21 protein-coding genes and 1 other RNA gene are annotated in these 22,937 nt (G+C 70.8%); 13 read left to right on the forward strand and 9 right to left on the reverse strand.

What is annotated here, in order from left to right; all coding sequences use genetic code 11:
• Nucleotides 1-4: 4 nt before the first annotated feature.
• From ACWIGU_RS26230 to ACWIGU_RS26270, 9 genes are all read left to right on the forward strand, one after another.
• Nucleotides 5-1,240 carry an MCE family protein gene (locus ACWIGU_RS26230; RefSeq protein ID WP_454404147.1) on the forward strand — a complete coding sequence of 412 codons (1,236 nt, stop codon included), beginning with the start codon at nt 5-7 and terminating at the stop codon, nt 1,238-1,240.
• The gene (locus ACWIGU_RS26235; protein ID WP_454404148.1) at nt 1,237-2,274 is read left to right on the forward strand and encodes an MCE family protein; all 1,038 of its coding nucleotides are present in this window, start codon (nt 1,237-1,239) and stop codon (nt 2,272-2,274) included. Before ACWIGU_RS26230 ends, ACWIGU_RS26235 begins: the two co-directional genes overlap by 4 nt.
• A 257-nt stretch (nt 2,275-2,531) precedes the next feature.
• Nucleotides 2,532-3,512 carry an MCE family protein gene (locus tag ACWIGU_RS26240; RefSeq protein ID WP_454404321.1) on the forward strand — a complete coding sequence of 327 codons (981 nt, stop codon included), beginning with the start codon at nt 2,532-2,534 and terminating at the stop codon, nt 3,510-3,512.
• Nucleotides 3,509-4,633 (forward strand): MCE family protein, encoded by a 1,125-nt coding sequence (locus ACWIGU_RS26245; protein ID WP_454404149.1) that lies wholly within the window; start codon nt 3,509-3,511, stop codon nt 4,631-4,633. The genes ACWIGU_RS26240 and ACWIGU_RS26245 overlap by 4 nt, the downstream gene beginning before the upstream one ends.
• Nucleotides 4,630-5,919: an MCE family protein gene (locus ACWIGU_RS26250; protein WP_454404150.1), complete on the forward strand. Its 1,290-nt coding sequence runs from the start codon at nt 4,630-4,632 to the stop codon at nt 5,917-5,919. Before ACWIGU_RS26245 ends, ACWIGU_RS26250 begins: the two co-directional genes overlap by 4 nt.
• Nucleotides 5,916-7,193 (forward strand): MCE family protein, encoded by a 1,278-nt coding sequence (locus ACWIGU_RS26255; RefSeq protein WP_454404151.1) that lies wholly within the window; start codon nt 5,916-5,918, stop codon nt 7,191-7,193. The genes ACWIGU_RS26250 and ACWIGU_RS26255 overlap by 4 nt, the downstream gene beginning before the upstream one ends.
• Complete coding sequence (locus ACWIGU_RS26260) at nt 7,190-7,693, forward strand: hypothetical protein (protein WP_454404152.1); 504 nt, start codon at nt 7,190-7,192, stop codon at nt 7,691-7,693. Before ACWIGU_RS26255 ends, ACWIGU_RS26260 begins: the two co-directional genes overlap by 4 nt.
• 59 nt (nt 7,694-7,752) lie before the next feature.
• Nucleotides 7,753-8,544 (forward strand): hypothetical protein, encoded by a 792-nt coding sequence (locus tag ACWIGU_RS26265; protein WP_454404153.1) that lies wholly within the window; start codon nt 7,753-7,755, stop codon nt 8,542-8,544.
• 159 nt (nt 8,545-8,703) lie between these two features.
• On the forward strand, nt 8,704-10,644 hold the full coding sequence (locus ACWIGU_RS26270; protein ID WP_454404154.1) for a DNA/RNA helicase domain-containing protein: 1,941 nt from the start codon (nt 8,704-8,706) through the stop codon (nt 10,642-10,644).
• A 197-nt stretch (nt 10,645-10,841) separates the two neighbouring features.
• On the opposite strand, the gene ACWIGU_RS26275 is transcribed toward ACWIGU_RS26270, so the two are convergent.
• Nucleotides 10,842-11,036 carry a DUF397 domain-containing protein gene (locus ACWIGU_RS26275; RefSeq protein ID WP_454404155.1) on the reverse strand — a complete coding sequence of 65 codons (195 nt, stop codon included), beginning with the start codon at nt 11,034-11,036 and terminating at the stop codon, nt 10,842-10,844.
• Nucleotides 11,033-11,890 carry a helix-turn-helix domain-containing protein gene (locus tag ACWIGU_RS26280; protein ID WP_454404156.1) on the reverse strand — a complete coding sequence of 286 codons (858 nt, stop codon included), beginning with the start codon at nt 11,888-11,890 and terminating at the stop codon, nt 11,033-11,035. Before ACWIGU_RS26280 ends, ACWIGU_RS26275 begins: the two co-directional genes overlap by 4 nt.
• Nucleotides 11,891-12,031: 141 nt before the next feature.
• Between ACWIGU_RS26280 and ACWIGU_RS26285 the strand changes: the two genes are divergently transcribed.
• Nucleotides 12,032-12,526 carry an ATP-binding protein gene (locus ACWIGU_RS26285; protein ID WP_454404157.1) on the forward strand — a complete coding sequence of 165 codons (495 nt, stop codon included), beginning with the start codon at nt 12,032-12,034 and terminating at the stop codon, nt 12,524-12,526.
• A gap of 199 nt (nt 12,527-12,725) precedes the next feature.
• On the opposite strand, the gene rnpB is transcribed toward ACWIGU_RS26285, so the two are convergent.
• The 3 genes from rnpB to ACWIGU_RS26300 form a co-directional block, all read right to left on the reverse strand.
• An RNA gene (gene rnpB / locus ACWIGU_RS26290) (RNase P RNA component class A) lies at nt 12,726-13,139 on the reverse strand.
• Nucleotides 13,140-13,223: 84 nt separating this feature from the next.
• Complete coding sequence (locus ACWIGU_RS26295; RefSeq protein ID WP_454404322.1) at nt 13,224-13,793, reverse strand: Uma2 family endonuclease; 570 nt, start codon at nt 13,791-13,793, stop codon at nt 13,224-13,226.
• Between the two features lie 120 nt (nt 13,794-13,913).
• A complete protein-coding gene (locus ACWIGU_RS26300; protein ID WP_454404158.1) occupies nt 13,914-15,365 on the reverse strand; it encodes an RNB domain-containing ribonuclease in 1,452 nt (483 codons plus the stop codon).
• Nucleotides 15,366-15,538: 173 nt separating this feature from the next.
• Here ACWIGU_RS26300 and yaaA point away from each other — a divergent pair, with 173 nt between their 5' ends.
• Both yaaA and eda read left to right on the forward strand, forming a co-directional pair.
• Complete coding sequence (yaaA, locus tag ACWIGU_RS26305) at nt 15,539-16,345, forward strand: peroxide stress protein YaaA (protein WP_454404323.1); 807 nt, start codon at nt 15,539-15,541, stop codon at nt 16,343-16,345.
• A gap of 89 nt (nt 16,346-16,434) precedes the next feature.
• Nucleotides 16,435-17,055: a bifunctional 4-hydroxy-2-oxoglutarate aldolase/2-dehydro-3-deoxy-phosphogluconate aldolase gene (eda, locus tag ACWIGU_RS26310; protein ID WP_454404159.1), complete on the forward strand. Its 621-nt coding sequence runs from the start codon at nt 16,435-16,437 to the stop codon at nt 17,053-17,055.
• Between the two features lie 40 nt (nt 17,056-17,095).
• Here the strand turns inward: eda and ACWIGU_RS26315 are convergent, their stop codons facing one another.
• The 4 genes from ACWIGU_RS26315 to ACWIGU_RS26330 all read right to left on the reverse strand — a co-directional run bounded on the left by ACWIGU_RS26315 (nt 17,096) and on the right by ACWIGU_RS26330 (nt 21,133).
• Nucleotides 17,096-18,322, reverse strand: a complete 1,227-nt coding sequence (locus tag ACWIGU_RS26315; protein ID WP_454404324.1) for a bifunctional RNase H/acid phosphatase — start codon at nt 18,320-18,322, stop codon at nt 17,096-17,098.
• A gap of 11 nt (nt 18,323-18,333) precedes the next feature.
• On the reverse strand, nt 18,334-19,077 hold the full coding sequence (locus tag ACWIGU_RS26320) for a zinc ribbon domain-containing protein (protein ID WP_454404325.1): 744 nt from the start codon (nt 19,075-19,077) through the stop codon (nt 18,334-18,336).
• Entirely contained in the window at nt 19,074-19,931 is an 858-nt protein-coding gene (locus tag ACWIGU_RS26325) for a Nif3-like dinuclear metal center hexameric protein (RefSeq protein ID WP_454404160.1), read from the reverse strand. Before ACWIGU_RS26325 ends, ACWIGU_RS26320 begins: the two co-directional genes overlap by 4 nt.
• Nucleotides 19,932-20,071: 140 nt before the next feature.
• Entirely contained in the window at nt 20,072-21,133 is a 1,062-nt protein-coding gene (locus ACWIGU_RS26330; RefSeq protein WP_454404161.1) for an ABC transporter substrate-binding protein, read from the reverse strand.
• Between the two features lie 219 nt (nt 21,134-21,352).
• Here ACWIGU_RS26330 and ACWIGU_RS26335 point away from each other — a divergent pair, with 219 nt between their 5' ends.
• Complete coding sequence (locus ACWIGU_RS26335) at nt 21,353-22,936, forward strand: hypothetical protein (protein ID WP_454404162.1); 1,584 nt, start codon at nt 21,353-21,355, stop codon at nt 22,934-22,936.
• The last annotated feature ends 1 nt before the right edge of the window (nt 22,937 follow it).

Raw genomic sequence — 22,937 nt, forward strand, 5'->3', positions numbered from 1 at the left:
CCGTATGAGAGTGCTGAGACTGCGGCTGTACGGCGTCGTGTTCCTCGCCGTGCTCGCGCTGCTGCTGTCCCTGTCCGTCGCCGCGTACCAGCAGGTGTTCACCCCGGTCGTACGCATCACGCTGGAGGCCGACAGCCTCGGCAACCAGCTCGACCCGCGCGCCGACGTCAAGCTGCGCGGGCTGCTGGTCGGTGAGGTGCGCGCGGTGCGCGCGGACGGGACGAAGGCGACGCTCGACCTCGCGCTGAAGCCGGAGTACGTCGCGTCCATCCCGTCCGACGTGCACGCGCGACTGCTGCCCAAAACACTGTTCGGCGAGAAGTACGTCGACCTGGTCGCGCCCGCGCGGCCCTCGGCCCGGCCCATCCGTGCCGGGGACGTCATCACCCAGGACCGCACGCGCGTCGGCATCGAGCTCCAGCAGCTGATGAACGATCTGCTGCCGCTGCTGCGGACCGTGCGGCCCGGCAAGCTCAACGCCACGCTCTCCGCGTTCGCCACCGCTCTCGAAGGGCGCGGCGACCGGATCGGCGACAACCTCACGCGCGTGGAGGACTATCTGCACCGGCTCAATCCCCATCTGCCGTCCCTCACTGAGGACTTCGCCCGGCTGGCCGACGTCGCCGAGGTGTACGGCGACGCGGCACCCGACCTGATGGACATCCTGCGCAACACCGTCACCACCAGCCGCACGATCGTGGAGGAGAAGGACCGGCTGGCGGCGGCGCTGAAGACGACGGCCACGGCCGCGGGCACCGCGGACCGGTTCCTCGGCGCGAACGGCGACCGGCTGATCACCCTGGGCCGGGTCTCCCGCCCCACGCTCGGGCTCTTCGCCCGCTACTCCCCCGAGTACCCCTGCCTCCTCGCCGGCCTCGTGCACGAGGAGCAGGCCTCCGAACAGGCCTTCAAGGGCGGAAAGATGCACATCACGCTCGAAGTCGTCCGCCAGCAGGGCGCGTACGAGCCCGGCGAGTATCCCCGCTACGCCGACCGGTCGGGGCCCGACTGCCGTGGTCTGCCCCATCCTGCGGTGCCCGCGCCCGGGGTCCATCTGAACGACGGTTCGAAGAGGGGGGTTCCGGCCGGTCCTGCGGGCGTGTCCGCGACCCGGGCCGAGCAGCGTGCCGTGGGCTCGCTCGTGGCGCCCGTCCTGGGCGTGCCCGCCGACGAGGTGCCGCCGGTCGCGACCCTGCTGTTCGGGCCGATGGCGCGCGGGACGGCGGTGAGCGTCGCATGAGGACGTCGGGAGCCAGGCAGGCCGCCGCGCCGCTGATCAAGTTCAGCCTCTTCGCGCTGGTGACGATCGTGGCGACGGCCCTGCTCGCCGCCACCATCGTCAACATCTCCTTCACCCCCGATCACACGTACCACGCCGTGTTCAGCGACGTCACGGGCCTGGAGAAGGGGGACGACATCCGGGTGGCCGGCGTACGGGTCGGCCAGGTCGAGGACATCCGGATCAAGGACAGGACGCTGGCGGAGGTCACCTTCACCGTCGGCGCGGACCGCCCGCTGCTGCGCGGCACGGGCGCGGTCGTCCGCTACCGGAACCTCGTCGGACAGCGTTACGTCGCCCTGACCGAGGGCGCGGGAGGCGCCGCCCGGCTGAGGCCCGGCGCGACGATCCCGCTGTCGCGCACGCAGCCCGCGCTCGACCTCAACACGCTGCTGAACGGCTTCAAGCCGCTGTTCGCCGCGCTCAGTCCCGATGACGTCAACCAGCTCGCCACCGAGATCATCCGGACCCTCCAGGGCGAGGGTGGGACCGTCAACAGCCTGCTCGTGCACACGGCTTCGCTCACCACGACCTTGGCCGGCCGCGACAAGCTGATCGGCTCGGTGATCGACAACCTCAACACGGTGCTTGAGACGCTGGACAAGCGCGGCGCCCGCTTCTCCGGGCTGCTCAAGCAGCTGCGGCGCCTCGTCTCGGGACTTTCCGCCGACCGTAAGCCCATCGGGCAGTCGCTGGTGAGCATCGGCGACCTGACGGACGCCACCTCGGGGCTGCTCAAGGACGCGCGTCCGCCCCTGAAGGACGACATCGCCGAGCTGAACGGTCTCACCGGAACGCTGAACAAGAACGAGAACACCGTGGAGGGCGTCCTGAAGCGGCTGCCGAACAAGCTCAACGCGCTGACGGGGACGGCGTCCTACGGCTCGTGGTTCAACTTCTATCTCTGCGACTTCGACGGCCGGATCGTGCTGCCGAAGACGGACAAGGTGCTCGATCCCGGGCTGCACGTGGCGAGGGCGAGGTGCGGCGCGTGACCCGCAAGAACCGCCCGGAGCCGCTGGTGAAGGTCCGTATCGACCCACCGAAGCTCCCGAAGATACGGCTGCTGCCGCACCGGGCACCCCGCCCGCCCCGACCGGAGCCGCTGGTCAAGGTCCGCATCGACCCGCCCAAGCTCCCGAAGATACGGCTGCTGCCGCACCGGGCACCCCGCCCGCCCCGACCGGAGCCGCTGGTCAAGGTCCGCATCGACCCGCCCAAGCTGCCCCGCATACGAATACGGCGCCCGCGCCTGATCCCGTTCCGCGAGCGGAACCCCGTCGTCATTGGGGCCGTCGGTCTCACCGTCATCGCGCTGCTGGCCGTGGCCGCGTTCAACGCGGACAGCCTGCCTCTGATCGGCGACGGCAGGACGTACGGCGCGGCCTTCTCGGAGGCGGGCGGCCTCAAGCCCGGCGACGAGGTACGGATCGCAGGCGTCAAGGTCGGCAAGGTCGAGGACGTCGACCTCGACGGTGATCACGTCAAGGTCACCTTCAAGATCAAGGGCGAACCCGGTTTCGGCAGTGAGACCGGCGCCGCGATCCGGGTCAAGACGATCCTCGGCGCGAAGTACCTCGCGCTGTACCCGAAGGGGCCGGGCCAGCTGAAGCCCGGAAGCGAGATCCCGCTGAAGCGGACCGTCCCGGCGTACGACGTCGTGCAGGCGTTCAGCGATCTCACGACCACGACGGAGAAGGTCGACACCGACCGCCTCTCGACGGCCCTCGACACCCTCTCCAGCACCTTCGAGGACTCGCCCGCCGAGGTGCGCGCGTCCATCAAGGGCCTGTCGAGGATCTCCCGGACGGTCGCCTCGCGCGACAAGGCACTCGGCGAACTCCTCGACCACGCGAACGGTGTCACGGGCGTCCTGGCCCAGCACTCGAAGGACTTCTCCGCGCTGGTCAAGGACGGCGACAAGCTGTTCAAGGAGATCAGCAAGCGGCGCAAGGCGATCCACAAACTGCTGAAGACCTCCGTCGCGCTCGGTATCGAGCTCTCCGGACTGGTCGACGACAACGCCAAGGAGATCGGGCCCGCGCTCAGGGGCCTGAACCGGGTGGTGCGGATGCTCGAACGGAACCAGGCGAGCCTCGACCGGAGCGTCAAACTGCTCGCGCCCTATGTACGGGTATTCGGCAACACTCTCGGCAACGGCCGCTGGTTCGACAGCTACGTCCAGAACCTGGTCGCGGCTCCCGTGGTGCCCCGCACGGGAGGCACACGGTGAAGAACCTCAGGAAGCGCGTGGCCGTGGTCACCGCACTCGCCCTCGTCGCCGCGCTCACGTACGTGGTGTGGCCGCGCCCCGGGTCCGTGCACGTCACCGCGTACTTCCCGCGCACCGTCGGTATCTACCCCGGCTCGGATGTCCGTGTCCTCGGCGTCCGCATCGGCAGGGTCGAGAAGATCACTCCGGAGGGCGGGCGGGTACGGGTGGAGCTCACGTACGAGCAGGGCCGGAAGATTCCGGCGGACGCGCAGGCGGCGATCATCAACTCGTCGGTGGTCAGCGACCGTTATGTGCAGCTGCTGCCCGTGTACCGCAAGGGCGCGGTGCTGCGGGACGGTGGCGTCATCCCCGAGACGCGGACGGCGGTGCCGGTCGAACTGGACCGCGTCTTCGACAGTCTGCACACGACGGCCGACGCGCTCGGTCCCAAGGGCGCCAACAAGGACGGCTCGCTGTCGCGGCTGCTCGGGGTGAGCGCGGACAACCTCGACGGCCAGGGCGAGAACCTCCACCGGACGGTCGACGACCTCTCGCAGGCCGTCACCACGCTGTCCGACGGCCGCTCGGACCTCTTCGGCACGGTACGGAACCTTCAGGTGTTCACGGCGGCACTGGCCGCCGACGACAAGAGCGTGAGGTCGTTCAACACGAGCCTCTCCGAGGTGGCCGGGCAGCTCGCGGGCGAGCGCGAGGACCTCGCGGCGGCGCTCAGGAACCTGGGCACCGCGCTCGGCGACGTGTCGGATTTCGTGAAGAAGAACAAGAAGTCGCTGACCTCGGACGTGAAGGGCCTGAGCAAGGTGACGAAAGTCCTCGTCACCCAACGGGCCGCACTGGAAGAGCTGTTGGAGGTGGCTCCCACGGGTCTGTCGAACCTGAACAACGCCTACAACCCGTCCTCGGGCACTCTCGACACCCGCAACAACGCGCAGCAGGCCCAGGACCCGGCCTCGCTGCTGTGCTCCGTACTGAGGACGACCGGCGACGAAGGCGGCAAGAACCCGGACTGCAAGGAGCTGAAGAAGCTCTTCGACTCCCTGCCGAAGGTGCCCAAGGGCCCTGCCGTGACGGGAACGGTCGACCGGACCCTCGGCGGACTCCTGGGGGCGAGCGCATGAGCGCGCTGCGACGCGGAGCCCGCGCGGTCGCATGGGCCGCGGTCGGCTCGCTGCTGCTGACCGGCTGCGAGTTCAACGGCTGGTACGACGTCCAGGTGCCCGGCGGAGCCGCCGCCGACGGCCACGCGTACCACGTCACCGTCGAGTTCCGTGACGTCCTCGATCTGGTGCCGCAGTCGGCGGTGAAGGTCGACAACGTCACCGTGGGCGCGGTCGAGAAGGTGGAGCTGGACGGCTGGCACGCGCGCGTACGGCTGCGGGTCGCCGACTCGGTGAAACTGCCGGCCAACGCGCTCGCCGAGCTGCGGCAGACAAGCATCCTCGGCGAGAAGTACGTCGCGCTGTCCGCCCCGCCCGGCAGGGAACGGGTGGGCCGGCTCGGCGACGGCGACCGCATCCCGCTGTCCCGCAGCGGCCGCAACCCGGAGATCGAGGAGGTGCTGTCCGCGCTGTCCGCGCTGCTCAACGGCGGCGGGGTGGCCCAGCTCAAGACGATCACCGTGGAGCTGAACAAGGCCCTGGACGGCCGGGAGAACCGGGTCAGATCACTGCTCAAGGAGCTGAACACGTTCATCGGCGGCCTGGATGACCAGCGTGCGGACATCGTCCGCGCCCTCAAGGCCGTCGACCGGCTCGCGGGACGGCTCGGGAAGGAGAAGAAGACGATCGCCCGCGCCGTCGTCGCGATGCCGCCCGCCCTGAAGGTCCTCGCCGACCAGCGGCACGATCTGACGACGATGCTCACCGCCCTGTCGAAGCTGGGGAAGACGGGCACCAAGGTGGTCAACGCCTCGCGCGACGACACCGTCGCGAACCTCGGACAGCTGCGGCCGATCCTGCGGCAGTTGAACAAGGCGGGCGACGACCTGCCCAACTCCCTCGAGCTGCTGACCACCTACCCGTTTCCCCGCAACGCGGTGGACGCCGTCAAGGGTGACTACGTCAACCTCCACCTCACCGCCGATCTCGACCTGAGAGACCTCTACGGCAACCTGACGGACGGCTCCGGCAAGCCGGGCAAGGGGCACGGCGGTCCCGGGGACCCGAAGTCCCCCGGCCTGCCCGATCTTCCGGACCTCCCCCATGTCCCCGACCTGCCGCACGTCCCCGCCCCCACCCCCACGCCGCTGCCGAGCTCACCGAGCCTGCCGTCGGCCCCGCCGGGCGGCGGCGGTCCGCTGTGCCCGCCGGTGTGCACCAGCAGCTACACCACCACCCGGGGCGAGCTGCCCGAGGGGATCGATCTCGCGCTCGCCGAGCTGATGCTGAAGGGGGTTCAGCCGTGATCACCCGCACGGTCAAGGCCCAGTTGCTCGCCTTCGCCACCGTCACCGCCGTCGGGGTGTCGTACGTCGGCGCCGAGTACACCGGCCTGACGGACGCCGTCCTGAGCCGCGGCTACACCGTGCGGGCGGACTTCGCCGACTCCGGGGGCATCTTCCCGGGCGCGGAGGTCACCTACCGCGGGGTGCCGGTGGGCCGCGTCGGCTCACTGCGGCTGACCGGCTCCGACGGGGTCTCGGTGGCCCTCGACATCAAGGACGGCGCGCCGCGCATCCCCGCGGACACCCTCGCCGTGGTGGCGAACCGGTCGGCGGTGGGCGAGCAGTACGTGGATCTGCAGCCGCGTACGTCGCACGGGCCGTATCTCCTCGCCGGCAGCTCCATCCCGCGCGGCAGCACGCGTGTGCCGCTGCCCACCACGGACCTCGTCCTCAGCCTGGACCGGCTGGTGAACTCGGTCGGCAAGGGCGACCTGCGGGTCACCGTCGACGAGCTGGACAAGGCGTTCTCCGGCACCGGGCCGAACCTGAGCCGCCTGGTGGACTCGGGCAACGCGCTCGTGGACTCGGCCTCCGAGTCACTCCCCCAGACGGTCTCGCTGATCGAGGACTCGCGGAAGGTCCTCAAGACGCAGGCCGACCAGGGCTCCTCCATCAAGTCGTTCGCGCACGATCTGGCGGCGCTCAGTGCGCAGTTGAAGTCGAGCGACGGAGATCTGCGCAAGCTGATCGGCAACGCGACACCGGCCGCGCAGGAGGTCAACTCGCTGCTGAAGGCCGTCGGGCCGCGCCTTTCGGTGCTGCTTGCCAATCTGATCAGCGGCGGCCAGGTCACGCTGGCCCGCCTGCCCGGCGTGGAACAGTCCCTGGTCACCTTCCCCGCCCTGGTCGCGGGCAGCTACACGGTCGTCCCGGGCGACGGCACCACCCACTTCGGCCTGGTGGTGAACGCCGACGACCCGCCGCCCTGCACCCAGGGGTACGGGACGGCGCGGCGCGACCCCTCGGACACCGGCAAGCGCGAGGCGAACACCGGCGCGCGCTGCACCGCCCCGCGTGGAAGCAAGACGTCGGTGCGGGGCGCGCAGAACGCCCCCGGCGCGCGGGCCGCTCCGGGCGGCGCGGACCGGTCGGCGTACGTCACGCCGTACGACCCGGAGACCGGCACCGCGACCGGGCCGGACGGCCGGACCGTCGAGATCGGCTCGACGGGCGGCCAGCAGAGCGTGTTCGGAAAGGAGTCGTGGCAATGGCTGCTCGTAGGACCGATGGCATGAGCGGGGCCGTGAGAAAGGCCCTGTCGGGCAGGGCGTGGCCGGTGGCGCTCGCCGTGGCGACCGTCCTCATGACGGCGCTGACGGTCTGGCTGGGCCTCGCGCTCAACGACCGGCACGAGACGGAGCAGCGGCGCCAGGACGTGCTGGCCGCGGCCCGCCAGTCGGCGCTGAACTTCACGTCGCTCGACTACCGGCACTACGACCGGGACAGCTCGAACGTCCTCGCGGGCGCCACCGGCGACTTCAGGAAGCAGTTCGCCGCACAGACCGAGCAGTTGACCAAGCTCGTCGCCGAGAACAGGTCCGTGTCCGAGGGACAGGTCCTCGAAGCGGGCATCGCCCGGTCCGACGAGCGCTCGGCCCGCGTCCTGGTGGTCGCCGACAGCAAGGTGACCAACACCGCCGCACCCAAGGGCGAGGCGCGCACGTATCGACTGCAGCTCGACCTGGTGCGGCGCGGGGGCCGCTGGCTGACGTCCGACGTCGAGTTCGTCGGCTGACCGAACCCTCTCTCCACCCGTACCACCTCTCCACCCGTACCACCCTGAGGAGCAACACCGTGGCGAAGACGACCACCCGAAGCCGCGGCACCGGTTCCGGTTCCGGGCCCCGGCGCACCTTGACCGCGGCCGCCCGCGCGGCGGCCAAGCGCGCGGAGCGCGGCCACGGCGAGCCGGTCCCCGCGGCCACCGACGAGGAGGCCACGGGGCCTGGCGCGGCACGGGACGCCGGACGCACCCTGCTCATCGAGCCCCCGAAGGAGAGCGGCTGGGACGACCCGCCCGAGCCCTCGCCCGAGTCCTTCGCCGAGCGGAAGGGGGACGGGCCCGGCTCCGGTACGCGGACGCGACGCGGCCGCCGCCTGCTCACCACCGTCCTCTGCGCCCTGCTCGTGGCGGCCCTGGTCGCGGCGGGCGTGCTCGGGTGGCGGTACCACGAGACGTCCCGGGCCGACCAGGCGCGCGGACAGGCCCTCACGGCCGCGCGCCAGGCGGCCCCGGTCGTCCTGTCGTACGACTACCGGCACTTGGACCGCGACTTCGCAGCGGCGCGCACCCGCCTCACCGGCCACTTCCGCGACGAATACGGCAAGACCACGACGACGGTGGTCGGCCCGACGGCCAGGAACTACCACGGGGTGGTCAAGGCGACGGTGGCCCAGCCGGCCGGCGGCACCCCGGCGGCCTCCGTGGTCTCGGCGACGCCGGACCGGGCGGTGATCCTGTTGTTCGTCAACCAGGTCACCAAAAGCACCCAGGTCCAGGGCTCCCGCGTGGACCAGAACCGCGTACGGATGACGCTGACGCGTACGGGCGGGGGCTGGAAGGTGAGCGGGGTCGACGCGCTCTGACTTCGGCTTCTTTCGGGGGCTCAAGGCCAGACGAGGTGGGCCCCTGGCCAAGTCCGCGCCATCCCCTCCTCGTGATCCACACACTCACCTAGGATGGCGAGAACCATCTCAGCGGCCCGACGGGCTTCCTGATCCGCCTGCACGCGGACATCGGAGGACATGCCCCCACCCGCACGAGTCTTCTTCGTGCTGCCTGGGGGCATTTTCTTGCTGTTCCGTGAGTCCGCGGCGTCCGTGGCCGCCCGCATCCTCGAAGGGTCGCTGGCGCTGCATCTGACCGAGAACTTCCGTCACCAGCACGGCCGGAGGCCCGCGCAGGCGGAGATACGTTCCTGGGAGCGCAGCCTCCCCGCGCTCGTCAACGCCCTCATCGAGGCTGGTCTCGACGACGTGGAAGTCCTGGTCGAGTACAGCCTGCCCCTCACCAGCAAGCGCGCGGACGCCGTACTCGCTGGCGTGCACCCGACGACGGGTGAGCCGTCGTACGTCGTCGTGGAGTTGAAACAGTGGAGCGCGGCCTACCCCGAGGAAGACGAGCCGCTGCTGTGCCGGATCGACGCGTACGCGCAGCCGGTCCTCAACCCCATCGAACAGGTGCGGGGCTACTGCGAGTACCTGCTGTCGTTCAACGGGGCCTTAGAACGGATACCCAGGTCGCTGGCGGGGGTGGCGTTTCTGCACAACGCGACCGAGTTCGGGGTCGCTGGGCTGCGCACCGTCACCGAGGACCAGCACGGCCGCATGTACACCGGTGAACAGCGTGGCGCCTTCCTGAACTTCCTTCGCTCGCGGCTCGCCGCGAAGCCCGGAGCGGAGGCTGCGGACGTACTGCGCGCCGCCAAGATCCGACCGTCCAAGCAGCTGATGGCTGTCGCGGCCGCCGAGATCCGCGACCGCGAGCAATTCGTACTCATCGCCGAGCAACGGGTCGCCTACGAGAAAGTGATGTCCGCCGTACGCAAGGCCAAGCGGTCGAACCACAAGCAGGTGATCGTGGTGACCGGCGGTCCCGGCTCCGGCAAGAGCGTGATCGCGATGTCGCTGCTGGGCGAGCTGTACCGGCGGGGGGTGCCCACTCTGCACGCGACCGGGTCGCAGTCGTTCACCAAGACGATGCGCAGGGTCGCAGGGGCCAAGAAACGCGAAGTCCAGCAGCTGTTCAAGTACTTCAACAGCTTCATGGACGCAGAGCCGAACGACCTCGACGTACTGATCTGCGACGAGGCCCACCGCCTCCGGAAGACCTCCGCCAATCGCTACACCAAGGCGGAGCTGCGCACGGGCCGGCCCCAGGTGGCCGAGCTGATCGACGCGGCCCGGGTTCCGGTGTTCCTGCTCGACCAGCACCAGGTTGTACGGCCCGGCGAGATGGGGACCAAGGAACAGATCCAGCGGGCCGCCGCCGAACAGGGCCTCGACTGCGCGGTGTTGGAGCTGGACAGCCAGTTCCGGTGCGGAGGCAGCGACGCGTACGAGAAGTGGGTCGTCGACCTGCTGGGCCTGGAGGGCGGCACGCCCGACCAGTGGGAGCCGGACGGCAAGTTCGAGCTGCTGACCGCCGAAAGCCCCCAGGAACTGGAGGACTTCCTCGTCGCGCGCCGCGAGGAGGACTACGGCGCCCGGATGTCGGCCGGTTACTGCTGGAAGTGGACCACCAAGGTCACCCCGGACATGGCAGCGCTGCCCACCGACGTCGTCATCGGCCAGTGGGCCCGCCCCTGGAACGTGTACGGCGACCGGTCCCTGCTCGGGGCCCCACCCGCACCCCTGTGGGCCACCGATCCGGCCGGTTTCGGCCAGGTCGGCTGCGTCTACACCGCGCAGGGCTTCGAGTACGACTGGTCCGGCGTGATCATCGGCCCCGACCTCGTGTGGCGTACGGACCGCTGGGTCGTGAACCGGTCGGCATCAAAAGACCCGTCGTTCACAAAGGCGACGCCGGACGCGGACATCGAGCGCCTCATCCGCAACACCTACAAGGTGCTGCTGACCCGGGGCATGGTCGGCACAATCGTCTACTCGACGGACCCGGAGACTCGCGAGAAGCTGCGCGCGCTCATTCACCCGGCATCCGGGGTCGAGGCGCCCGCGCTGGTGTAAGGCCGCCGGTAGTGCCGCGTGTGCGAAGAAGCAGGTCGGGCGCTGCGTCGTTCTCGCCGCACGCGGCTCCGGAGGGCGTGACCGCGTCCAGTGCCGCCCGGCGGACAGTCATGGTGCGCCTCAACTGTTGGCACTCGACTGACCCGCCGGCATACGGAGGGGCTACGAACTGCTGCTTCGTAGCCCCTCGTTGTGCGTCAGAGCCCTGCCGCGAAGCCCACGAAGGCGGCCCACTCCGAGCTCCGGAAGGCGAGGTGGTCGCGGGCGGGATCCTTGGAGTCGCGGACGTGGATGGTGCCGGACGTTGCGGCGACCTCCAGGCATTCGCCGCCCTCGTTGCCGCTGTAGCTGCTCTTGAACCAGGCGAGGCGCGCGGATTCCGCGGTGTTCATCGTTCCCCCAGCAAGTCCTCCATCAGGTCCAAGGACTCCCTTGGCGTGAGCGCCTGGGCCCTGATGCTGCCGTACCGTGCGGCCAGGATACGTACTTCCTCGGCTTCCGTGATCAGTCGGCTGCTGTTCTGCGCCTCCGTGTATCCCACCTGTGTCTTCCCCTTCGGGGTAAGCAGGACGAACGCGCCACCCATTCCGGCATGCTCCGCCCGATCCGTCGGCATCACCTGAAGCTCCACATTGCGCAGTCGACCGAGCTCGATCAGCCGCTCCAACTGCTCCTTGTGGGCATCCGGACCACCGATGGGCCGTCGCAGTACCACTTCCTCGATGACGGCCGTCACCATGGGAAGAGGCCAGCGCGTCAGAATCTCTTGCCGGTCCATCCGTGAGGCCACCCGCTGCTCGATGATGTCCTCACTCAGAAGCGGCTTACGCATCTCATAGAGGGCGCGGGTCCGCCGCTGGGTCTGCAACAGGCCGGGAACATCATGGTTGTTATAGAAGTTGATCTCAACAGTGTCCCGCTCCAACCGCGCGTAATCTCTGAACCAAGCCGGATGCCTGACCCTCGCCTTCGCCTTGGCCTTCTCCACGTCTTCGATCGTGGCCTTCAACAGCCCACCGGCATCCAGCAGTTCATCCGCCGTCTCCAGGAACTCCCGCTGCGGCGTCCGTCTCCCCCGCTCAAGCGAGGAGACCAGATCCTCGCTGTAGCCAAGGCGGTCCCCCAGCTCCTTCTGCGTGAGCCCGGCACGCTCCCGAAGTACCTTGACCTGCTTGCCGATCGCACGGTTCAGGTCGCTGGACTGCTCACCCTCGTCGTACGTCTCCTGCGGCTCCGTCACCGTCATCGCAACACCCGCCCTGCCGTCCCACGCCCCACCAGGTCACGGCCGACACCCCGTACAGGACACCGTCCGTACCGGTACACACACCCTGCGTACCGAAGGATTCCCTGGTCAGGGTAGAGCGAGGCGGCCACGCTCAGTGACATGAAGTCAGAAATCTCCACCCGGCACTTCAGTCAACTCCTCAGCGTCACGCCTCGCGGCGCCCGCCTGGCGCGACTGCTGACTGTGCAGCAACTCGACGAGTGGGGCTGGCCACCCAGCTGCGAACTGAGCGAGTCCGCGGCGCTGGTCGTCGCCGAGTTGGCGGCGAACGCGGTCGCGCATGGGTGCGTGAAGGGGCGTGGGTTCCGCGTCACGCTCGCTGTCGTGGCCTCCGGCACACTCCGTATCGAAGTGGCCGACCCACGAGGCGACCGCCGGCCCCTGGCCCGTCGTACCGCGAGTCCCACCGACGAGACGGGGCGCGGGCTGCTCCTCGTCAACGCCCTGACTGCCCGGTGGGGCAGTGAGTCATGGCCGCCGTCCGGGAAGGTCGTGTCGGCGGAGATCGCTCTTCCCCGCCCTGTGCTCACTGCTTCCGTCTCCGACACTCAGCTCTCGACCGGGGCCGTTCCAGCACCGGAGGCGGCAAGCTGATCATGGAAGGCGGCGTCGTGATCGACAGGTTCAGCGAAGGGCTCCTCACGTCTACGGAGACCTCCTCCCACCTGGAGATCCACCTTCCTCCACCGCCCTGATCCACGGGAATTCCCGGGAGCTCAGGCAGAGGAAGGAAGTCCACCCACACGGGAAAAGGCCCCGACCAGGCCATAAGACCTGTTCAGAGCCCAGAAGGCAGACGAGTCGGGCTGTACGCCGGGTTCTGTCGCCCGGTCGCCTCGCGGCGGCCGGGGAGACGGCCATCCATCTAGGGCCGGCGTTGCCGCCGGCCTCGTGCGGTCTACCCGCGGACTCGGGCGGGCAGCCCTCGATCGTCCGCGCAGAGCCGCCTTTTACAGCTGCTCCTTTTGACCTTGCTCCAGGTGGGGTTTACCTAGCCGCCTGAGTCACCTCAGGCGCTGGTGGTCTCTTACACCACCGTTTCACCCTTACCGAGGGCCTTGCGGTCCCCGGCGGTCTGTTTTCTGTGGCACTGTCCCGCGGGTCACCCCGGGTGGCCGTTAGCCACCACCTTGCCCTGTGGAGCCCGGACGTTCCTCGGGAGAATCCCTCCTGAAAGGAACCCTCACGCGGCCGTCCGCCCGGCTCGTCTGCCGTGCCGCCATCCTACCCGCGCGCCCGGACCGCCTCGGACTGGCCGCCTCGTACTGGACCGCCTCGGACTGGGCCGGTCTCACACGAAGTCGGACGTCTCCAGGTCGAACGCGAACGGCTCCGGCAGAGCGATCGCCTTACCGAAGGGCATGGTGCAGGACTGGCGGTAGTCGCCGTTCTCGGGATCGCTGTGCAGCGTCACCGAGGACTTCTCGCGGTCGATGAGGAGATAGAGCGGGATACCACCGTGTGCGTAGCAGCGCCGCTTGGCCTCCCGGTCCTGGTGCGGCTTGGTGGAGGTGACCTCGGCCACCAGGGCGACCCCCTCGCAGGGCATCCAGGACTCGGCTCCCCGGAACAGGCGACGTTCGGTGGGGGCGAAGGTGCCGTCGGGGATGAGGTGGTTACGCGGGCAGGCTCCGCCGCTGGGCAGTTTGAGCCCCTTGTTTCCGGAGAAGTCCATATCGGTCCGGGACCGCCGGATCACCTGCTTCACGATCAGGTTGATGTAGTCCTCGTGGTCCCCGTCCGGCGGCGGCGTCACGGCGATCTCCCCCTCGATCAGTTCCGCCCGGAAGCCCTCCGGGGTGTCCAGGGACAGGAAGCCCTCCAGCAGGACCTCTTCCTGCGTGACCGGCTCGTGTGCCATGGCAGTCATGTCACGCCCCTTCCTCTGCTGGTCGCCAGACTCGGACATCGCTTGATCAGCCGTCCCTGAGATCGGGTTTCGTTCCCTCGATCGTGGCACATCAGCCCGCGTATCGGGCGCTCAGGCGGGAGCGAACTGAACCTTCGCCGCCCCCGGGTCCGCCTGCGTCAGCCGCACCCGTAGCCGCTCCCCCAGCGGCAGCGGAGCCGTGCCGCCCTCGATGCGGGCGACGACCGCGGGGTCGGTCAACTGGACGGTGCCGACGGCCGGTTCCTGGTCCTTCACGTCGACGACGCACGCCTCGAAGATGTCGCCGATCCGGTCCTTGAGGAGTGCCGCCTCGACGATGTCGACGCACTCGCGCTCGACGGCGTTGGCCCGGCGCGTGCCCTCCGCCATCTCCTTCGGCAGACCGGGCAGCGCGGCGAGCACCCAGTCCGGCGGCCGGATGCCCGCCGCCGCGGCCAGGCACAGTTCGGAGGCGTAGCGGTCGGCGAGGCGGCGCAGCGGGGCCGTGCAGTGGGCGTAGGGAGCGGCGACGGCGGAGTGGACGGTGAGATCGGGGAGCGGGCCGCCGCTGAACACGGTGTAGCCGGCGCCGCGCAGGAGCGTCGTGCACTCCTGGAGGAAGGCCGCGTGGTGCGGCTGCCGGGGGTCGAGGGAGCGGACGAGCTGTGCGTACGGCATGTGGTGGGGCCAGTCGATGTGCAGGGCGACGGCCGTGCGGCGCAGGCGGCCGACCGCTCCGTCGGGGGCGGCGGGCAGGGTGCGCAGGATGCCGGTGCCGGCGGCGAGCATGAGGTCGGCGGCGGCCATGCCGGTGAGCAGGGAGATCTGGGCGTTCCAGCCGTCGGCGGGCAGGGGGGCGCGGTAGCCGAGCTCGTAGCGGCCGTCGCGTTCGGTGATCTCCTGTTCCGGGACGTTGAGGGAGATGCCGCCGCGCTCGGTCTCGAGCTGTTCGCGCAGGCGCCCGATGTCGCGCAGGAGCGCCACGGGTTCCTCGGCGGTGCCGTCGTCGATCGCCCGCTGCACGCCGTCGTAGTCGAGTTTGGCGCGGCTGCGGACGGTGGCGCGGGTCACGTCGGTGGTCTCGGTGCGTCCTTCGGCGTCGAGGTCGATGGTCCACAGGACGGCGGGGCGGGTCTGGTCGGGGAGGAGGCTGGCCGCGCCCTCGCTGAGCACGGTGGGGTGCAGGGGGACCTTCTCGTCGGGGAAGTAGAGGGTGGTGACGCGGCGGTGGGCCTCGGTGTCGAGGGACTCGCCGGGCGCGACGTACGCGGCGACGTCGGCGATGGCGTAGCGGACGCGGTAGCCGCCGCCCTCGCGGCGTGAGAGGTGCATCGCCTGGTCGAGGTCCATGGAGGTGGGCGGGTCGATCGTGAAGAACGGGACGCCGGTGGCATCGCCCCGGACCGGCTGTGTGGGGCGCCGGGCGGTCGCGGCCCGCTCCGCCTCGGCGAGGACGTCGGCCGGGAAGGCCCCGGGAACGTCCAGGGACGTACGCAGTTCACGCAGTGCGGTGCGCAGCGGGGCCTCGGCTGCGCCGGTCACACGGAGATGACGGCGGGGCATGAACCGAGCGTAGGCCTGGGCGGAGCGGTCGGCACCCGGTGACGCGGGCAGCGGCGACGCCCGGTGACGTGGAGGGTGGCGGCGCCCCGTGGTCCCGGTCACCCCTTCCCTTCCGTACGCTTTCGATGGGGCCGCACCCCCTGATCCGCATCACTGTCCCGAGGAGTCAGATCGTGCTCGTGCTGCTGCCGCCGTCCGAAGGCAAGGCCCCGTCGGGGCGCGGCGCCCCGCTGAAGCCTGAGTCGCTGTCCCTGCCGGGGCTCGCCGGGGCGCGGCAGGCCGTGTTCGACGAGCTGGTCGAGCTGTGTGCGGCCGACGAGGACAAGGCGCGCGAGGTGCTCGGCCTCAGCGAGGGGCTGCGCGGCGAGATCGCGAAGAACGCGGAGCTGCGTACCGCGGGCGCGCGGCCCGCCGGTGAGATCTACACGGGTGTCCTCTACGACGCGCTCGGTCTCGCCACCCTGGACGCGGCGGCGAAGCGCCGGGCGACGCGTTCGCTGCTGGTCTTCTCCGGTCTGTGGGGCGCGGTGCGGGTGAATGACCGGATTCCTTCGTACCGCTGCTCGATGGGCGTGAAGCTGCCGGGGCTCGGGGCGCTCGGCGCACACTGGCGCGGGCCGATGGCCGAGGCCCTTCCGGAGGCGGCCGGGGGCGGGCTCGTGCTCGACCTGAGGTCGTCCGCGTACACGAGTGCGTGGAAGCCGAAGGGGGAGGTCGCGGGGCGTACCGCGACGGTGCGGGTGCTGCACGCGCAGACGGATCCGGTGACCGGCGTGGAGAAGCGTTCGGTCGTGTCGCACTTCAACAAGGCGACGAAGGGCCGGATCGTGCGCACGCTCCTGGAGACCGGCACCACGCCCGCAGGACCGGCCGAACTGGTCGAGGCGCTGCGGGATCTCGGCCATGTGGTGGAGGCGCAGGCGCCCGCGAAGGCGGGGACGGCGTGGGCGCTCGACGTCGTGGTGACCCAGATCCACTGAGCACCAGCCCACAGCACATCGCAGCAAGGGCGTTGCAGCATGCGCAACACCTTTTGCTCATGCTGCACAGAGCGAGGCAGGATGGCCCCATGACTGATTCCTCCGTGCTCGATCTCGCCCCCGTCGTACCCGTCGTCGTCGTGGAGGATGCCGCCGACGCCGTGCCGCTCGCGCGGGCGCTCGTCGCGGGCGGCCTGCGGGCGATCGAGGTGACGCTGCGGACACCGGCCGCGCTCGACGCGATCCGCGCGATCGCGGACGAGGTGCCGGACGCCGTCGTCGGCGCGGGCACGGTCATCTCGCCGCAGAACGTCGCCGACTCCGTCGCGGCCGGTGCGCGCTTCCTGGTCAGCCCCGGCTGGACGGACACGCTGCTCGACGCGATGAAGAAGTCCGGCGTGCCGTTCCTGCCGGGCGTCTCCACGACCTCGGAGGTCGTGGCGCTCCTGGAGCGCGGAGTGAGCGAGATGAAGTTCTTCCCCGCACAGGCCGCGGGCGGTGTGCCGTATCTGAAGTCGCTGGCCGGTCCGCTGCCGCAGGCGCGGTTCTGCCCGACCGGCGGTGTCTCCCTCAGCTCGGCGCCCTCGTACCTGGCGCTCGAGAACGTCGGCTGTGTGGGCGGCAGCTGGATGCTTCCCGCGGACGCGGTGGCGGCCAAGGACTGGGCGCGGATCGAGACGCTGGCCCGCGAAGCGGCCGGCCTCAAGTAACGCGGACCTCAAGGACCGCGGGCCTCTAGCGGCGCGGACGTCAGCGCAGGTGCGCCGTCTCGTTGAGCAGGCGCACGCTCGCGTTGCCGTCCCCGTAGTACGCGACCGCCGACAGCGACGCCGCCGAGAGTTCCATCCGGAACAGTGACTCCGGCGGCGCGCCGAGCGCGAGCCGTACGAACGTCTTGATCGGCGTGACGTGCGTGACCAGGAGGACCGTGCGGCCCGCGTACCGCTCGACGAGCCGGTCCCGCGTCGCGGCGACCCGGCGGGCGACCGCCGCGAAGCTCTCGCCGCCGCCGGTCGGTTCGGCCTTCGACGAGGCCAGCCAGGCGTTCATGTCGTCCGGGAAGCGCTCGCGGACCTCCCCGAAGGTCATGCCCTCCCACGCACCGAAGTCCGTCTCGCGCAGGCCCTCTTCGATGTGGACGTCGAGCCCGAGGCGGGCCGCGACGGTCCGCGCCGTCTCCTGGCACCGCTTGAGCGGCGACGAGACGATCGCCTGGACGGTGCCGCGCGCGGCGAGCGCGGCGGCGACCCGCTCGGCCTGCGCGCGTCCCACCGCGGACAGTTCGGGGTCACTGCCGCCGGAGCCGGAGAACCGTTTCTCGGGCGTGAGCGCGGTCTCGCCGTGCCGCAGGAGTACGAAGGTGGCGGGCGCCCCGAGATCGGGCGCCGCCGACCAGCCCTGGGACGCGGTGCCCGCCACGTTCCCCGCGGCCCGTGCGTCCGCGGTGCCCCGCGTCCCCGCGAGCGCGGCCCGCGCCTTGGCCGCGCCGGCCGCCGCGTCCCCGGGCGGACCCGGGACCTTCGGCGTATCGAGCTCGGCGGTCGAGCGCGAGGCCTCCCACTGCCTGCCCCGCTTGCCCGCGTCCATCGCCTCGTTGGCGAGCCGGTCCGCGTGCTTGTTCCGCTCGCGCGGGATCCACTCGTACGTCACCTGCGACGCCGGCAGCACCGTGGCCGCCTCTGCGGCGAGGGGGCGCATGTCGGGGTGCTTGATCTTCCAGCGGCCCGACATCTGCTCGACGACGAGCTTGGAGTCCATCCGGACGTGCACCGACGCCTGCGGGTCGAGGGCGTGCGCGGCACGCAGGCCGGCGACGAGCCCCCGGTACTCGGCGACGTTGTTCGTGGCGATGCCGATGTACTCGGCGGCCTCCGCCAGGGTCTCTCCCGTCGCCGCGTCGATGACGACCGAGCCGTAGCCCGCGGGCCCCGGGTTGCCCCGGGAACCGCCGTCGGCCTCGACGATGAACTCCCGCACCACGAAGGCTCCTACAGGCCGGACTCGGACGTGCGCACCAGGATCCGGTGGCAGTTCTCGCAGCGCACCACGGAGTCGGGCGCCGCGGCCCGCACCTCGTTCAGCTCGGTGATGTTCAGCTCCAGCTGGCAGCCCTCGCAGCGGCGCTGGTAGAGGCGGGCCGCACCGACGCCGCCCTCCTTGACGCGCAGCTTGTCGTAGAGCTTCAGCAGGTCGTCGGGGACGGAGGCGGCGACGATCTCGCGCTCCTTCGTGGCCGTGGCCGTCTCGCCGTCGAGCTCCTCGTAGGAGGCGTCGCGGCGGGCCGTCGCGTCGTCGATCTTTGCCTGGACGGAGGCGACCCGGCCGGTCAGCTCCTCGAAGCGCTCCTGCGCGGACTCGCGGCGCTCCATGACCTCGAGGACGACGTCCTCCAGGTCGCCCTGGCGCTTGGCGAGCGAGGCGATCTCGCGCTGGAGGTTCTCCAGGTCCTTGGGGGACGTGACGGCGCCGGAGTCCAGGCGCTGCTGGTCACGGGCGGCGCGCTGGCGGACCTGGTCGACGTCCTGCTCGGCCTTGGTCTGCTCGCGGGCGCAGTCACTCTCCTCCGTCTGCGCGGCGACGTGCAGGTCGCGCAGCTGCGTGAGGTCCTTGTTCAGCGACTCGATCTCGGCGTGCTCGGGCAGCGACTTGCGCTTGTGCGCGAGCTGCGACAGTCGTACGTCCAGGGCCTGGACGTCGAGAAGTCGGATCTGGTCGGCGGGCGCGGCGTTCAGTTGGGGGCTCCAGTTGGGATCGGTGTGGCGTTGGACGCCGCGTGGGCGGTCCAGGGGTCGGTGACCGTCTTCGAGACGTGGACGCGAAGTCCCCATCCGTTGCGGTCGGAGATCTCGTCGAGCTGGGCGGCCGCCAGCTCGCACCAGGGCTGCTCGGTGGCCCAGTGGGCGGCGTCGAGGAGCGCGAGGGGGCTCTGCTCACGTGCCTCGGACGCGGGGTGGTGGCGCAGGTCCGCGGTGAGGAACGCGTCGACGCCCGCGGCGCGCACGTCGGCGAAGAGGCTGTCGCCGGAGCCGCCGCTGACGGCGATCGTGCGGATCGTCGCGTCGAGGTCCCCCGAGACACGGATGCCCTGCGCGGTGGCGGGCAGCCGGTCGGCGGCCAGGCCCACCAGTTCGCGCAGGGTGACGGGGGGTTCGACCTCGCAGATCCGGCCGAGTCCGCGGCGGCCCGCGGGGTCGGTCGGGTCCGGTACGAGGGGGCCGGTGACGTGGAGGTCGAGGGCGCCCGCGAGCGCGTCGGAGACGCCCGGGTCGGCACGGTCGGCGTTGGTGTGCGCGACGTGCAGAGCGACATCGTTCTTGATCAGCGTGTGGACGACGCGGCCCTTGAAGGTGGTGGCGGCGACGGTCGTCGTGCCGCGCAGGTAGAGCGGGTGGTGCGTGACCAGCAGGTCCGCGCCCAGCTTCACCGCCTCGTCGACGGTCTCCTGGACGGGGTCCACGGCGAACAGAACCCGGGAGACCTCCGCGTCGGGGTCGCCGGCGACGGTGCCGACCGCGTCCCACGACTCGGCCCGCTCGGGGGGCCACAGCTTCTCGAGCGCGGCGATGACTTCAGACAGACGGGGCACGGTGAAAGGCTACCTTCCCTCCATGCCCCGTCGGCCCTGGCGCACATTCGGCTGCGGCCGGGGGCGGTACGGTCTCACGCACCGCTACCGGCCAGGGACCGTCGGCTACTTGGCGTGGTGAACGGCGGACTGCCTGACGACTACTTGACGAGGTAACCGCGCAGGTCGCCGAGGACCTGGTTCGCGGCCGTGACGCCGAGCCCCAGGTACCAGGTCTCGTCCGGGACGTCCTTGGCCTGCCCGCTCTGCACGGCGCCGAGCTTCTTCCACAGCGGGTTGCCCTCGGCGGTGGCGCGGTCGGTCTTCTTCGCGTCGCCGTAGACACCGGTGAAGATCCAGTCGGCGTCGGCCTGGTCGATCTTCTCCGGGCTGACCTCGGTGGCGAGGTCCACGACCTGCTGGTTCCTGGGGCGCGGGATGCCGGCGTCGTCGAGGATCGTGCCGATGAAGGACGCCTTCGCGTAGAGGCGGATCATGCCGGGCATGTAGCGCAGCATCGTGACGGTGGGCTTCTTCCCGCCGATGTCCTCGCCGAGCTTCTCCGCCTTCTTCTCGTACGCGGCGAGGTTCGCCTTGGCCTCGGCGGTCCTGTCGAGGGCCGACGCGTTGAGGAGGTAGTTCTCCTTCCACGTGAAGCCGGGGCGGATGGAGAAGACCGTCGGGGCGATCTTGGAGAGCTGCGGGTAGAGCTTGGCGGCGCGCAGTTCGCTGCCGAGGATCAGGTCGGGGTGCAGACTGGCGATCGCCTCCAGGTTGAGGGAGTTGATCGTGCCGACGTCCTTGGGGGTGCCCGCCGCCTTCTTCAGGTAGGAGGGGACGCCGTCGTCGCCCTCGGTGGGGGCGTAGCCGACGGGCTTGATGCCGAGGGACGCGACGTTGTCGAGCTCGCCGACGTCGAGGACGACGACCCGCTTGGGCTGCGCCTTGAGCTCGGTCCTGCCCATGGCGTGCTCGATGGTGCGCGGGAACTGGCCGGCCCTGGCGGTCGTGCCCATCTTCGCGGTCCGCGAGGCCGCCTCGGCGAAGTCCTCGCCTCCCTGAGCGACGGCCTTGGAGCCGCTGCCGTTGTCGGACTTGCCGGAGCCGGCGGAGGATCCGGAGTCCGAGTTGCCCGACCCGCAGGCCGCGAGAGACAGGGCGGCGGCCACGGCGAGGGCTACGGCGGCGGTGCCGCGGGTGCGAGGGCTTGATCGCAGGGCCATGGGTGCTCCAGCTCCGAACTTTCGTGGCGTCAGGCCGCCTAAATATGGTTAGGCAAACCTAACATCAGGCGCTTCCGGGTGTGCCAGCACATCCGACCCACCCCTTTCAGGCAGATACGGACATGGCCACCCTTTGGTGTGAAGCCTGAGCCGCGAGTGCCACGGCAGCGCGTGCGAAAACTAGCTTCGGCTCGGACGAACCGGAGGTGAGTGATCCCCATGACGGCCTTGGCGATCGAGCCCACGACGGAGCCGGAGAGCGGATCGGGCCCGGCGCGCGGACCGGCCCCGGACAGCGGACACGATCCGGAGAACGGACAGGACCCGGACCCGGACTCGGGCGCAGCCCCGGACCGGGAGCCCGGGCGGGCACCGGAGCGCGAGCGCGCCTCGGAGTACACGAGTGCGTCAAAGAGCGGGCCATCTCCGGAGTACGCGGATCCCCCGCAGAACGGGCACGCCCCGGAGTACGCGGATCCCCCGGAGAGCCGGCAGGGCCCGGAGTACGGGCAATCCCGGAACACCGGCGCCCGGCAGGACGGCGCCCCAGGACCGGAGTACGGACAGGTCCCGGACTCCGGACCCGGACCGGCGACCCCGCAACCCCCGGCCCCCCGCCCAGGACCGGCGGACGCCCAAGCCCCGGACAGCACCCCGCGACCCGCGAGCGCCCCCGGCCTCGCTCCCCCCACCCCCCGTCCCGCCTGTGTCATCACCGCCGACGGGGCCTACGCCGCGCGGCTCGCGTGTGACGGTACGTCCTGGTTTCCCGAGCGGTGGACGCTGGACGGGCCCGAGCCGTACGCGGTGCCGTTGCCGGGGAATCAGCCGGAGGAGCCCGGGACCGAGGTCGCGCCGATGGGCGACGGACGCGTGCTCATCCGGCGCGTGGTGGACGGCCGGCACTCCTTCTCCCTGCTGTATCCGACGGGTCCGCGAACGGGCGAGGTGCCTCTCGGGGCCGTGAGCGGTGGGGAGTTGACGCTGCTTCCGCCGGCGCCGGGCGGCGGATGCGCGTACGCCATCGCCGTCGGCGAGCGGTCGACGGGTGTGTGGATGGTCGCGGGCGGGGCGTTCGGGCCCGAGTTCGTGGCCGAGGTCCCGGGGCGCTGTTCGGGCGGGGTGTGGCTGGACCGCTCGGGCCGGATGCTGGCCCTTGACCGGTCCCTCGACGGGGGGCCCGTCAAGACGGTCGCGGTGGACCTGGGGCGGGGCGGCGAGGTCACGCCGCTGCTCCAGATCGCGGAGTCCAGCGCGGACCGCCTGGTGCTCGCCGATGCAGACAGCGGGCTGCTCCTGATCCGTTCGGACGCGCCGTCGCCGGGCCGGGAACGCCTGGGCTGGGGCGTGCTGGGCTCGACGCTGCCGGTTCGCTTCCCGGAGTGCCTGCGTCTGGCCGACTGCGCGGTGACGCCCTTCGCGATCCAGCCGGGTCAGACACTGATGCCGGAGAGCTGTGCCGTGGCGCTGCGGATCGACGGCGCCGCGGGCACCTGGCTGGGTCTGTGGCGGCCCGCCGAGCGCCAGATGCATCAACTCGCGGCTCCGCAGGGCTGGTTGGCGGGCTCGGGCTCTTGGACACGTGACGGTGAGCTGCAACTCCCGTATGCCACCGAGTCGGTGCCGTGCGGGATCGCGCGCACATCGGTGCCGGAACCCGTGGAGGAAGTGGGGGAACAGGTTCCGCAGACGGCGCCCGAGCCGCCCGCGGCGGCCCGTCCGGTCCCGCTGCAGCAGGCTCCTCTAGCCGGTCTCATGCGACGCGCGCCGGCCTCCGGGACACGGGCGGCACCCGCCGGTTAGA

This window comes from Streptomyces sp. NPDC055400, from assembly GCF_053644375.1.